A 14,563-nucleotide genomic window follows, 5' to 3' on the forward strand; every position below is an offset into this window, starting at 1 on the left:
ACTCCGGCTCATAAATCTTCCAGGTCATCCAGCAGATCCGCCATGGCGGCAAGATCATCCTGTTCCTGTTGCTTTGCTTCGCCGTTGTGTTCGTCCACCAACGCCGCCAGTGCTTGCAGGGTGTCGGTTTCAAACAGGGCACGCAGGGGCACATCCACGCCCCAGCGATCACGCAACGCCGCCACTACCCGCGTGGCCAACAGTGAATGGCCACCCAGCGCAAAAAAGTTATCGTCCAGCCCGACAGCACCGTTTCCTGACAACGCTTCTCCTGACGGCGATGCCTTCGCTAAAGACAGCCCCAACAACTCTTCCCACAGCGCAGCGAGTTGCTGTTCGGTGTCGGTCACCGGCGCTCGGTATTCCCGGGCCTGCCATTGCGGCTCAGGTAGCGCCTTGCGATCCAGTTTGCCGTTGGGCGATAACGGCATCTGCTCCAGCAACATGAACAGGCCCGGCACCATGTAATCCGGCAGGGCCGCCGACAGGGCTTGCTGCCAGGCCTCCGGGGAGGACGCGCCACTTACCACATAGGCCACCAGCTGATCACCTGCCGCGCCGGAGTGGGCCACGACCACCGCATCCTCAATGTCCGGCTGCTGTTTCAGTTGCTGCTCGATTTCACCCAGCTCGATACGCAGACCGCGAATCTTGACCTGATGATCAAGGCGGCCCAGATAATCGATAACGCCATCGGCACGCTGCACCACCTGATCACCGGTGCGGTACATCCGTGAGCCAGGCTCACCAAAGGGGTTGGGAACGAAACGCTCTGCGGTCAGATCGGGGCGACCGTGATAGCCACGCGCCAACCCCGCGCCCGCCAGATAGAGCTCACCGGCCACCCCACGCGGCACCGGGTTGAGATCGGTATCCAGCACATGCAGCTGAATATTGCTGATCGGTGAGCCGATCGGCACGGTGTGGCCGGCGCCCGGGCGGCACTGCCAGTAACTCACATCAATGGCCGCTTCGGTGGGGCCGTACAGGTTGTGCAACTGCACATCGTCACGGGCGGCAAACACCGATCCCTGCAATGCCATGTCCAGCGCTTCCCCACTACAGATCACCTGCTTCAGGGACGGCAGGTTTTTCAATCCTGTTGAGGACACAAAGGCATGCAGCATGGAAGGCACAAAGTGCAGCGTGGTGACCTGCTCTTCAGCCATCACCTGCTGCAACCACTGCGGGTCCGCATGGGCATCCGGCGGCGCGATGGCGAGACGCGCCCCCACCATCAACGGCCAGAAAAATTCCCACACCGACACATCAAAACTGAACGGTGTCTTCTGCAACACACAGTCGGATTCATCCAGTGGGTATTGCTGCTGCATCCACAGCAATCGATTCTCCAGCGCGGCCTGGGTATTGAGCACCCCTTTGGGTTTGCCAGTGGAGCCAGAGGTGTAGACCACATAGAGCGCCTGATCCGGATGCCACTGCACCGACGGTGCCGTGGTCGCCTGCCCGCTCACGTCCAGTTGATCCAGACACCACATGGGCACCGCTTGCGGCCAGCTGTCCAGCAAGCGGCTGTCGGTCAGCAACAACGCCGGCTGCGATGCCTCCAGAATGTAGGCCAGACGGTCCTGGGGATAGGACGGGTCCAGCGGCACATAGCCCCCCCCGGCACGGGTAATGGCCAACAGACCGATGACCAGATCCAGTGATCGTGGCAGGCCGATGGCCACCCGCACTTCTTCCTTCACCCCGGCCGCACGCAAGCGGTTGGCCAGCTGGTTTACCTTGCGGTCCAGCTCGGCATAACTGAGCTGCCTGTCGCCCATGGACAACGCCACTGCCTCAGGCGAACGCACGGCTTGCTGACGCACTCTTTCCGGCACGGCAACAAAATCACCCCAGCGTTTTTCGGTGCGATTGAAGACTTGCTGGTCGGCCTGTTCCTGATCTGACAGCAAGGCGATATCCGACAAGGACTGATCAGGCTGGGTGAGCAGCGCCGTCATCACCCTCAGGAAATGTTCCCGCAAGCGCTCAATGGTGCTGGCACGGAACAGGGTCGTGTCGTAACCGATAAACCCCTGCAGCTGTTCATCGTCTTCCAGGACATCCAGTGCCAGTTCAAACTGGGCACCGGCGGCACCCGGATCAAACGGTGTGATGACCGCTTCCGGCCATTGCGGGGCAAAGTTTTCACTCAACCGCTGGTGATTGAACACCACCTGGAACAAGGGGTGACGATCCAGATTCCGGTCCACGCCCAGCGCCTCGACCAACACCTCAAAAGGCAGCGCCTGGCGCCCTTGCGCTTCGCCGATGAACTGCTGTGTGGCCACCACCTGCTCAGCCAGCGATTGCGAGCCGACAAAATCGGCCGGCACGACCAGGGTATTGATAAAACACCCTTGCAGGGTTTCGGTTTCGGCCAGCAATCGGCCGGCAACCGGCACCCCCACCCGCACCTGCGACTGACCACTGTAGCGATGCAACAGTACCTGCCAGGCCGTGAGCAACAAGGTGGATACCGTAGAACCCAGCTCGGTGGCACGCTGCTTCAGCCGCTCAAGCTGATCATGGCTAAAGGTCACGGGTAAACGTGCCCCGCCTTCTTTCGAGTTAGCAGGTTTGGTGTCGACTAACACACCACGAGGGAAGTCGGTGGGCAACGCCAGCGGCTCACCGCCCTCGCCCAACTGTTCTACCCACCACTGCTTTTGTGCACGGGCCTCATCACTGGCCAGCCACTGCTGTTGCCAGGCGGCATAATCCGCGTACTGGATTCGGGCGGACGGTTGAGCGGAAACCAGCGGCATGGCATCACCGCGATGGGCCTGGGCATAACGGCTGCTCAGCTCCGCCATCAACAATTGCATGGAAACGCCATCACCAATGATGTGATGCTGGACCAGCAACAGTTGATAGCGCTGTGGGGCCAACTGAATGACCTGCACGCGCAACAACGGATCACTGGCCAGATCGAACGGCGCGTTCAGGGTGCGCGCCTGGCGTTCGCTGGCCACAGATTCGGGTAGCGCCTCGCCGGTGAGGTCCTGCCAGTCGATGACCACAGGGGCCTCATCCAGAATACGCTGGCGAGGCTCCCCTGCGGTTTCCACAAACCGGGTACGCAGGCTTTCGTGATTCGCCACCAGGGCATCCAGCGCCTGCTGCAAGGCAGCGTGATGCAATTCACCACGCACATCGAGCCCCAACGGCATGTGGTAGGCACCGTTTTCCGGCTGCAATTGCTGCACGAACCACAAACGCCGTTGCGCCGCGGAACACGGCAAATCGCCGCCACGCGCCACCGGGCGAATTGCGGGCAAGGCCGCTGCACTCTGGCACAAAGCCGCACACTGTTTCAGCAGCGGTTGTTCAAAAATGCGATTGAGCGGCAAATCCAGCTGGTGCTGATGACGCAGCCGGTTAACCATTTGCACCGCCAACAGGGAATGCCCACCCAGATTGAAGAAATGGTCATCGCGACTGACGGCTTCCAGCCCCAGCAACTCTTGCCAGATGGTTGCCAGAATGTTTTCGTTATCGGTTTGCGGTGCGTCGCCAGCACTGGCGGTTTGCCATTGCGGAGCCGGTAGCGCCTTGCGGTCCACCTTGCCTGCGGGCGTCAGCGGCAGGTGCTCCAGTGTGATCAACTGGCTGGGCACCATGTAATCCGGCAGGGCTTGGGACAGGCTTTCCAACAGGGTTCGCGGCTCAAGCGCCGCGCCTACGCTGTGACGTGGCACGATGTAGCCCACCAACCGGTCACCGGTGGGGGAAGGTTGTGCAACCACGGCGGCGTCGCGGATCGAGTCAAAGGCCAGCAGGCGACTTTCGATTTCACCGAGCTCAATGCGGAAGCCACGGATTTTGACCTGCTGATCCACCCGGCCAAGATATTCCATGACGCCGTCGTCGCGGAATTTCACCAGATCGCCAGTTCGATACATCCGCTCACCCGCTTCGCCGAACGGATCCGGCAGGAAACGTTCAGCGGTCAGGTCCGGACGGTCGTGATAGCCGCGCGCCAATCCCACTTCGTTACCGATATACAGCTCACCCGCGACACCAGCGGGTACGCGATTCAAATCCTGATCCAGCACATACAGTTTGCGCGGCCCCACGGCGGTGCCGATGGGCGCGTAGGCGCTGGTCAGACTGTCGCCTTCATAGGCCGCCCACAGCATCGGCGTGACCACCGTTTCGGTGGGCCCGTAGCCGTTGATGATGCGTTGCGGTTTGAGCACTTGCTGCATGCGCTCGAAGGTTTCGCGGGTAAACGCCTCACCGCCCAGGGTCCAGGAGCGAACCTTGAGTGCGGGCTTTTCCTGCTCAATCCAGTCCAGCAGCGGGCCCACATAACTGGGCGGGAAACAGGCGATGGTGACGCCTTCTTGTTGCAGCACCTCGCAGCATTTTTCCGCGCTCCATAATGCCTGGTCGCGAATCACCACCCGGGAGCCAAACGCCAGCGGCACAGTCCAGCGCTCCACCGCGCCATCAAAACTGATAGACGCGAATTGCAGCTCCACATCCTCCGGCGTCATGCCGTAACGCTCGCCGATGGTTTGCACATGCATGGACAAGCCGCCGTGGGTCAGCGCCACGCCTTTGGGCTTGCCGGTGGAGCCGGACGTGTAGATCACATAAGCCAGTTGATCGGGATGGGGTTCGTTATTGAGCGAACTGCCGTCGGTATTCGCCAGCGACAGTTGATCCACGAACACCGGGCTGACGCCCTCCACCTGCGGCAAGGTCTCCGCCAGATCCGACGAGGTCAACAGCAAGCGGGCACCGCTGTCTTCGAGCATGTAGTGCAAACGGTCTGTGGGGTAACCGGGATCCAGTGGCAGGAAAGCCCCGCCCGCTTTCATTACGGCCAGGAACGCTTCGATCATGGTGACGCCACGCGCGAACGCTACGCCGACCACGTCATCCGCGGTGACTCCCTGCTCGACCAGATAACGCGCGAGACGATTGGAACGGGCTTCCAGTTCAGCAAACGACACGCGGGTATCGCCATGCACCAGGGCGATAGCTTCCCCGCGCAACGCCGCCTGCTGCGAGAACAGTGCAGGAAAACTCTGGGGCGCATATGCCCCTTCGCCTTCGCCCCACTGCTGCAGGATCGCCTCATCGCCGCCCAGCGCATCCAGCGTCGCCAGCAGCGCTGTCTCTTCGCCACCCTGTTCCGCCAGCATCAGCAGGGTATCGCGGAACTGGCGAGCGAGTCGGTCCACCAACGGGATCGGCAAAGCCGCCGTGTCATGGGCAAACAACATATCCAGCTGATCGCCCGGCAAGACCGCCACGGTGAGCGGGTAATGGGTAAACTCGTGACTTCGTGGCGTCCCCAGAGTCAGGGTCTGTTGCCCGGAGCCCAGCAAGCTCTCATCCAGCGGATAGTTTTCAAACACCAGCAAGGTATCGAACAAACTCTCCCCGCCCCAACCGGCGTCCTGCTGCACATCGAACAGCGGTGCGTGGCCGTGTTCACGCAGGGCCGCATTGTCGGCCTGCAACGCCGCCAGCCAGGACGCCAGCGGCTGGTCGCCCGCCAGGGACACCGTCATCGGCAGGGTGTTGATAAACAGACCGAGCATGGCATCGCTGCCTGCCAGATCCGCCGGCCGACCGGCCACCGTATTGCCAAACACCACCCGCTGCTGCCCGGTAAAGCGTCCCAGCACCCGGGCCCAGGCGGCCTGCACCAGGGTATTGATTGTCAGCCCCTGATCACGGGCGGCCTGTCGCAACCGATCGCTGGTGGCGGCATCAAACGTGATCGGATGGCGACGGAACTCGCCCTTCTCCGACGTCCCCACCACATCCACCAACCGGGTAGGCGCCTGCACCGGGGCAAGATACTCTTGCCAGAACGCCTGAGTGGCCGCCCGGTCCTGGCGGTGCAACCAATGCAGGTAATCCACGTATTGCAGAGGCGCCGGTGGCAACGGCATCTGGTGATACAGCGCCAGCAACTCGGTGAGCATGACGCCGGTGCTCCAGCCATCCATCAGCAGATGATGCAGGGTCAGCACGGATTCCCAGTGATCATCCCCCAGCTGCAGCAAGTCCACCCGCCACAACGGTGCGACTTCCAGATCGAAACCGTCACTCAACCTCTGCTCACAGAAGCGGGCAGCGGCATCATCACCGGCATCACGCAGATCGGTTTCCTGCCAGCACAGCGATACTTGCTGCGCAGACCAGACCGCTTGATGGCGTTCCCCGGCGCTGGCATGCGCCGGCAGCAGTCCGGTTCGCAGCACGTCGTGTCGCTCCAGCATGGCCTGCCAGGCCTGTCGGAAACGGCGGGGGTTTAGCCCGGTCACCGGCAAGACCAGCTGGTTAACATAGGTGCGACTGCTGGCACTGAGCTGGGAATGAAACAACAATCCCGCCTGCAGGGGGGACAACGGCAACACCTGCTCGGGCCGTGCCGGCAAGGCATCCAGTTCCGCCTGGCTCAACGTCGACAGCGGCACATCGGATGGCGTCAGCACCGGTTCGTGCTGCTCACAGTGCCGGGCCAGTTGCTCGCACTGCTGCAGCCATTGCTGCACGAGTGCCTCACCCTGTTCACGGCTCAGACGCACGCCGTCGGTCTCAATGCGCAGCCGCAATTGGCCTTCCCGTTGCTCGGCATTAATGGCGAGTGCAGCATCTGCCGGGGCATCGGCTTCTTGCCAAAGCCCTGCCTCTGTCACCGAGACACCGGGCAGCCCCTCGTGCCGGAACTGGCCGAGGTAGTTGAACAACACATCGCGAGGCCGGTCACCGGCCGCCGTGGAGAGCTCACCGCGTTGCTGCAAGATCCCGAATCCCAAACCACCATGGGCGGCACCACGCAGTTGTTCTTTCTGACAACGCAGGGTTTCTGCCAGAGAACCCTGACGATCAAGACGCTGGGGATAGAGGCTGGTAAACCAGCCTACGGTACGGCTCAGATCGAGTTCAGCCACATCGCCGGCACGGCCATGACTTTCACGATAAATACAGACCTGATCCGTGGCCGCAAAATCACACAGGGCATTGGCCAGCCCCATCAACAAAAATTCTTCCAGATTCAGCCGGGCATGCCGTTCGGCCTGCTGCTGCCAGCGAGCCAAGGTAGACGCCTCGATCTGGATGTCCCACTGGCTGGCCGCTTGCGGCTTTTCCTGTAGCCCGCGTTGAGGCGTAAACAGCGACGGCATGGCCATTGTCTGCTGCCAGAGATCCTGCTCCTGTGTGGCCACAGAAACCAAGGTGTCATCCAGGGCATTGCGCCAGTCGACCACGCTGTGGGTCTTGCGCGGCAGACTGGCCGACCCGCCCTGACCGTACTGCTGGTAGGCAGAGAACAGGTCCTCCAGCAGGATGCGCCAGGACACACCATCCACCGCCAGATGGTGAATCGTCAGCAACAGCTGCGGCGGTTCGCCCTCCACGCCCTCCACATAGAGCGCCTGTAACAACTTGCCCGTCGCCGGATCCAGTGAACGCTGCAGTGCGTCTTTGTACTGTTCCAGCTCGGCAGAGGTAGCGGGTGCGCAGCGCTGCAGCAACGCATGCGACGCTGACGGCATGGCCAGTGCCTGGGCCGGGTTCTCGGTGGAAAACCGCAAACGCAGGGCATCATGGTGTTGCACCAGCAATTGCAGAGCGCTCTCCAGTGCATCGAGCTGGAACGGCTGCGCCAACGACAACTGCAGGTACTGGTTGCAGGCGGCTAATCCTTGTTGCTCGATAAACTGTTGCTGGATGGGTAACAGCCCAACCGGGCCGTCCAGCGCTTGCTGACTGGCCGTGTTGACCGTTACTGCGCCGGCCACTGCCGCCAGCGCGCGCAGCGTGGGCTTTTCAAAAAGGTGTTTCGGGGTTAGCGCCAAGCCTTGCTGGCGCGCCCGGCTGACCACCTGCAAGGCCAGAATGGAATCGCCACCCAGGGCAAAAAAGTGATCGTCGCGATTCACCGATTCCATCCCCAGCAAGTCTTGCCAGATTGTGGCCAGCGTTTGTTCGTTATCCGTCTGCGGCGCCTCACCGGTAGTGCGGGCATGCCACTGCGGTGCCGGCAGCGCCTTGCGATCCACCTTGCCTGCGGGGGTCAGGGGCAGGGCTTCCAGTTGCATCAGCTGGCTGGGGACCATGTAGTCCGGCAGGGAGTGGGACAATTCTGCAAGGATGGCACCGGTATCGATTCGCGCGTCTTCTGTATGACGTGGCACGATGTAGCCCACCAACCGGTCACCGGTGGGGGAAGGTTGTGCGACCACGGCGGCGTCGCGGATCGAGTCAAAGGCCAGCAGACGACTTTCGATTTCACCGAGCTCAATGCGGAAGCCACGGATTTTGACCTGCTGATCCACCCGGCCCAGATATTCCATGACGCCGTCGTCGCGGAATTTCACCAGGTCGCCAGTGCGATACATTCGCTCACCGGGTTCACCGAAGGGGTCGGGAAGAAAACGCTCTGCGGTCAGGTCTGCGCGACCATGATAACCACGGGCCAGACCCACTTCGTTACCGATATACAGCTCGCCCGCCACTCCCGGCGGGACACGATTCAGGGAAGCATCCAGCACATACAGTTTGCGCGGCCCCACGGCGGTACCGATGGGCGCGTAGGCACTGGTTAAGGTGTCCCCTGCATAGGCATCCCACAACAGCGGTGTAATGACGGTTTCGGTAGGACCGTATCCATTGAGAATACGCCGGGGCTGAAGCACCTGCTGCATGCGCTCAAAGGTTTCGCGGGTAAACGCTTCACCGCCCAGGGTCCAGGAGCGAACGTTGAGTGCGGGCTTTTCCTGCTCGATCCAGTCCAGCAGCGGGCCCACATAACTGGGCGGGAAACAGGCGATGGTGACGCCTTCTTGTTGCAGCACCTCGCAGCATTTTTCCGCGCTCCATAATGCCTGGTCGCGAATCACCACCCGGGAGCCAAACGCCAGCGGTACGCTCCAGCGCTCCACCGCACCATCGAAACTGATGGAGGCGAATTGCAGCTCCACATCCTGCGGCGTCATGCCGTAACGCTTGCCGATGGTTTGCACATGCATGGACAAGCCACCATGGGTCAGCGCCACACCTTTGGGCTTGCCGGTGGAGCCGGAGGTGTAGATCACGTAGGCCAGTTGGTCCGGGTGCACGTTGACACCCACAGGCTCGGTGGAAAATCCCTGCAGTGACAGGGAATCCAGCGGCACTTTTTTCAGCCCCGGGACATCCGGCAAGGCACTGACCAGTCCCGAGGCCGTCAACAACCACCGGGCACCACTGTCTTCCAGCATGTAGTGAAGTCGCTCCGACGGATAAGCCGGGTCCAGTGGCAGGAATGCCGCTCCGGCTTTCATGACGGCAAGGAATGCTTCGATCATGGCGATACCACGTTCGAAGGAAACCGCGATCACCTCATCCGCCGTCACTCCCTGCTGCAGAAGATACTGGGCCAACTGATTGGAGCGGGCGTCCAGCTGGGCAAAGGTGCAGCGATGATCGCCGTGCACCAGCGCAACGGCCTCTTGCTGACGTTGCGCCTGGGCAGCGAACAGCGCGGGATAGCTCTGCCAGTGCCAATCGTCCTGCCCCTGTTGCTGCCACTGCTGCAAGCGCGCCAGATCAGCAGGCGGCAGCACATCGCTCTCGGCCAGGGTCAGCTCACTGTTGTGTAGCCACTGTTGCAGCAACCCCACAAACGCCTCGCGCAGGTAGCGGGCAAAATCATCACTGAGCACACCCTCGCCATGCACCAGCCGCAGTCCCAGTCCGCCATCGGTATCGGGCCAGGCATCCAGCACCAGATCAAAGGGGGTTTCCGTGACCGGCACGTCCTCCGCCGTCACGGTAAGATTGCCCAGGTCGAGCTTCATGCCCTTGCCCTGTTGGCGATAATTGAATGCCACCTGGAACAAGGGATGACTACCCTGATCGCGGGAACGGCACAGGGCATCCACCACCCGGTCGAAGGGCAGGTCGCGATGTTGTTTGGCTCCGTCCAGGGCGGCATGAATCTGCGCAACCCAGTCGCGCACTGTCATCCCCGGCTGCACCCGGCCCTGAATGACCAGATTGTTGACGAAGAAACCAATCAGAAACTGGTTGCTACCCTTGCGGTTGGCACTCGGCACCCCCACCCGCACTTGCTGCTGCCCCGACACCCGGGCAAGCAAATACTGAAAGGCCGCCAGCAGCACGGTGAAACGACTGACACCCAGCTGCGTGGCCAACTGTTTAAGCTCGCGGTTGTCCTCGGCACTGAGCGAAAAGTCATTGCAGCAAGCAGGGTGTGAGGCGCCGGCGTCCTGCTTCAGGCGCGGCAATGCCAGGGGCTCCCCTTCGTGTTCCAGGGTATCGGTCCAGTAGCTCAGCTGGCTGGCGGCCGACTCCCCCTTTAACCACTGCGCTTCGTTTTCTGCCCATTCCACATACTGTTTTTTCAGTGGCGGCACCGCCGGCTGAACACCGGAACGAAACGCGCTGTAGGAAAACAGGAATTCCTGCAAGAACACTCCCAGCGACCATGCATCGCCAATGATGTGATGCATGGACACCAGAATCGCATGTCGGGTAGCCGACAATCGCACCAGACGGAAGCGAGCGGGGCTTTCCGCTTCCAGATCAAAGGGCCGGGCATTGAGCTGACGAGCCTCCTGATAGGCTCGCGCCAGGGGATCGGCATCGTTACTCAGATCCACCAGCGGTATGTCATCCGGGGAACGCGGCACCGGCCGCTGCCAGGCAACGCCATCGATTTCGGCAAAGCGGGCATTGGCGATCTCTTGCCGTGCCAGGATATAGCGCATGGTGTCCTGCAATGCCGGGACATCAAGCTCGCCATCCAGCCAGACGATACCGCTGATGTTGTAAGCGGTGCTGTCCGGAGACAGTCGGGAAAACAACCAGAGCCGCTGCTGCGAACAGGAAAGCGGAGACCACTGCGGTCCGGGGTGGGCAGTGTTATTGGCAGACCCGGTCATGTCAGCTCCTTGCCGAAAGTATCAGAAAAATCTCAGGAGGCCTGAGCGTCACGCAGGCGCTTGGGACGCTGGTCGGTCCAGACGTCGTTGATATGGGCCAGACAATCTGATTTGTTGCCCGTGACCCCCACGGTCTGCCAACCGGCAGGCACAGGGCGGTAGGTAGGCCAGATGCTGTATTGCTCCTGATCGTTGATCACTACCGTAAATTCGGTATCCGGGTTATCAATGCTCATGACATTCCTCGTCGTTGAGACTCAAGGCTGGACGCACCTGCAAAGCCGGAGCGTCCTGACAGGCAGGGTTCAGACCCCTGCCTCGCGAAGGACCTGCACACTTTGTCGTGCGGTCTGGCCATCCACTTCGGTGAGGCAACCGGCGTCCATTTTCAGCAGCCGGTCTGCGCGATCGAAGTAATGGTCGTCGTGGGTAATGGCGATGATGGTTTTGCCCTGCGATTGCAGTGCGGGTAGCAGCTCGTGATAGAAGAACTGACGAAATTGCGGGTCCTGATCTGCCGCCCACTCATCCAGCAACAGGCAGTCACGTTGCTCCACGGCGGCCATCAGCAGCGCAAGACGTTTGCGCTGCCCTTGAGAGAAACGCACATCCGACAACCGTTGGCCGTCGTGCTCGACCTTGTGATGCATGCCCAGCGTGGCCAGCCACTGATCCACTTCCGTTGCAGGCACATCGCCCCCCGTACCACGCAGCAGTCGGGAAAAGAGATGGAAATCGGTAAACACCGAAGAGAACAACTGCCGATAGGCGACCCGGTTGTCATCGCAGACCGGCACGTCGTCAACAAGGATATCGCCGCTGGCAGGCCGGTAGAGCCCTGTCAGCAGTCGGGCAAAGGTACTCTTGCCACTGCCATTGCCGCCCTGCACAAAAATCAGGTCGCCACGATGAATCTCCAGATCCAGTGGCCCCACGGCAAAGCCGCCGAGCCCATCCTGATCGGGGTACCGGTAGGTAATGCCCTGCAGCACCAGACGCTGAAAACCGGACAAGTCATCGCCTTGCGGGACAATCGCCTCACCGGCCTCCGCCAGCGCCAGCCCCGCCAGTTTTTTCAATGAGACTCGCGCAGCCAGCAGGGTTGGCAGTGCCGCCACCGCACCAATCAACGGTGTGCGCAGCAGCAGGATGGTGAGCGCAAAAATGGAGGCGGTATCCGCCGGTGCCCAACCCTGGCCCACCGCCAGAAAGAACAGCACACCAATCAGCCCCAGCATCAACACATTGGCCAGGTTGCCCGCGATACCATTGTGGATATCGGCACGGGTCACATGGTCGCGATAGGCTTCGGCATGACCATCAAACTCTTCATCAAAGAAACGGGCCGCACGATGACGATTCAGGGCCAGCTCCTTGCGGCCATCAATCATGGCCTGGTAATCCTGGTAAAGCCGGTCATCGCCTTCGCGTACCTGGCCAACGTGGAAATTGATTCGCCCTACCAGCCAGATTCCCATGCCCGCCGTGAGCAACAGCCAGCCCACCGTGACGCCGAACAAGCCTGGCGACAACCACGCCAGCCAGCCCAGCGCCGCCACGCTCAGGGCGCAGCCATACACCAGCTCGGGAAGATGCACGAACGCGATGGTGAGATTACGAACATCGGTACTCAGCGCGGCAAGCAGCGGTGCCCCACCGACTTTTTCCAGCTGTTCGATATCGGTGGCGAGAACACGGCGCACCAGATCCCGGCGCAGCCCGTAGACCATCCGGTGACCCAGCTTGTGCAGCGTGACCTGTGCGATCGTCGCCGCCGCGAGCAACGCCGCAAGCAAGCCGGAGAACTGCAGTAATACCAGCCCCAGATCCGCCTGCGCCGACAACATCCGCTGCCCGATAAAGGCCAGCACGGCCACGCTCAGCAAGGCGCTGAGCACACTGAAAACAACAACGGCAACGAATGCCGCCTTGCGCCCGGAGAACAACAATCCCAACAAGGTCATGTACCGTCCGCCTCCATGGACAATTGTAAGGGTCGTAAAGAGATGCGAAATGATATTGATTCTTGTTTATATATCAACCCCGAAAACGTGCGGCTTCTCTCGTTTCCTGATGCTTTCATCCAGTTTTCATAATGCGCATGCGCGCTTCTGTCAGCCCGATCTCCATCTGCAGTCATTGCCGAAAAGTGTCTTGCCCAATACCATTTCAGCACGCAACAGGACCCATTGATGGATACACCACGCACTGAACGCGGCCTGAAACGCCGTCAGGCCTTGCTGGATGCGGCCACCGACATCTTCAGCACCGAAGGTTACACCGGCACGACCCTGGACATGATCATTGCCCGGGCGGGCGGCTCACGCCGCAGCCTGTACCAGTATTTTGGTGACAAAGACGGGCTTTTCAGTGCGGTTATGCAACACCATGTCGGCACCATGATGGCGGAACTGGAAGCCACCGGTGTTGAACACCTTCCTGCCAGCGAGGGTTTGCGCAGGCTGTCATCCACCTTTGTGAAGCTGATGCTTTCGCCACTCTATCTGGAGCTGTACCGCCAGCTGATTGGCCTTGCCCCCACCTTCCCCACCCTGGCAGAACAGATTTACGAAGCAGGTCCGACGCTGGTGCTGGAAAAACTCCACGACTACCTGCAATGGCTCGTAGATCGAGGAGAGCTGCCTTCACATCGGCTTACTCGTCACACAGCCCGCCAATTTCTCGGCATGGTGAAAACCGATTTTCAGATATGTGCACTGCTGGCCCCGCATAAACTTCCCGATGCCGAGGCTATCGATGCCCATGTCCGCAATTGCATTACCGTTTTGTTGGACAACCGCTAAACGGGTCATTGGCACCGCCTGTCGCTCCGGTATACATTGTAGATATCTGTCACCCTGGCCTTGGGGGCTAAGATGGCGATTAGAAATGTGACAGGATTCACAATATGCGCAAATTATCATTGCTGCTGATGGCACTCCTTATGTCTGCCGGTGCGTGCTTGGCAGACAACATGGAAGACCAGTTTCTGAAACAGGTCTACGCCAATGGCGGCAAGACACTTTACTGTCAGGAAAGCTTCAAGCCCGGGGACAGGATTTCCGTCGAAGAAATCTACGACAAACGTCAGCTCGCACAGCATTTCGGCTGCCGCTCCAGCCGCTTGTGTGAAAAACAACCCGAATTTGCTGAAATCCTGCAGGATCGCCACAGTCTTTTCCCTGTGACACGAAAGGCAGAGCTGGACCGTCGCCGCACCCTGTTTGGGGATCTACCAGACTCCACAGCCGCAGATAGCGAGTGCGGATACCGACAATCGTTTCAGGTTTTCCAGCCACCCGCCCATGCCAAGGGGGACGTGGCCCGCGCCATGCTCTACCTCCATGAGAAGTACGCACTGCCACTGCTTGGCACCCTTGAGATGTACCAGCGCTGGAACAAGGAAGATCCTGTGGATGAGGAAGAACGTCGCCGCAATGACGTTATCGCCGACGTACAGGGCAACCGCAATCCCTTTATTGATGCCCCCGCCCGCGCAGACAGCATCAAAGCCGCCTCACCACTGAACATGCAGTTTCCCTAACAGACAACACGGGAAGCGCCCTTCGCAAACCCCGGCTCTGCAAACCGGCATAGAATCCACAACAAAAAAACCGCCCCCTCTCGGGGGCGGTTTT

5 protein-coding genes are annotated in these 14,563 nt (G+C 60.6%); 2 read left to right on the forward strand and 3 right to left on the reverse strand.

Annotation, left to right across the window (positions count from 1 at the left end; all coding sequences use genetic code 11):
* Positions 1 to 8: 8 nt before the first annotated feature.
* The 3 genes from Q672_RS17510 to Q672_RS17520 form a co-directional block, all read right to left on the reverse strand.
* Complete coding sequence (locus Q672_RS17510; RefSeq protein WP_022983688.1) at positions 9 to 10,925, reverse strand: non-ribosomal peptide synthetase; 10,917 nt, start codon at positions 10,923 to 10,925, stop codon at positions 9 to 11.
* Between the two features lie 32 nt (positions 10,926 to 10,957).
* Complete coding sequence (locus tag Q672_RS17515) at positions 10,958 to 11,161, reverse strand: MbtH family protein (RefSeq protein ID WP_022983689.1); 204 nt, start codon at positions 11,159 to 11,161, stop codon at positions 10,958 to 10,960.
* Between the two features lie 69 nt (positions 11,162 to 11,230).
* Positions 11,231 to 12,889, reverse strand: coding sequence for a multidrug ABC transporter permease/ATP-binding protein (locus tag Q672_RS17520; RefSeq protein ID WP_022983690.1), 1,659 nt, complete (start codon positions 12,887 to 12,889; stop codon positions 11,231 to 11,233).
* 228 nt (positions 12,890 to 13,117) lie between these two features.
* Between Q672_RS17520 and Q672_RS17525 the strand changes: the two genes are divergently transcribed.
* Entirely contained in the window at positions 13,118 to 13,729 is a 612-nt protein-coding gene (locus tag Q672_RS17525) for a TetR/AcrR family transcriptional regulator (RefSeq protein WP_022983691.1), read from the forward strand.
* Between the two features lie 104 nt (positions 13,730 to 13,833).
* A complete protein-coding gene (locus tag Q672_RS17530; protein WP_022983692.1) occupies positions 13,834 to 14,469 on the forward strand; it encodes an endonuclease in 636 nt (211 codons plus the stop codon).
* The last annotated feature ends 94 nt before the right edge of the window (positions 14,470 to 14,563 follow it).

This window comes from Alcanivorax sp. P2S70 (genome assembly GCF_000475295.1).
Classification (GTDB): domain Bacteria; phylum Pseudomonadota; class Gammaproteobacteria; order Pseudomonadales; family Alcanivoracaceae; genus Alcanivorax; species Alcanivorax profundi.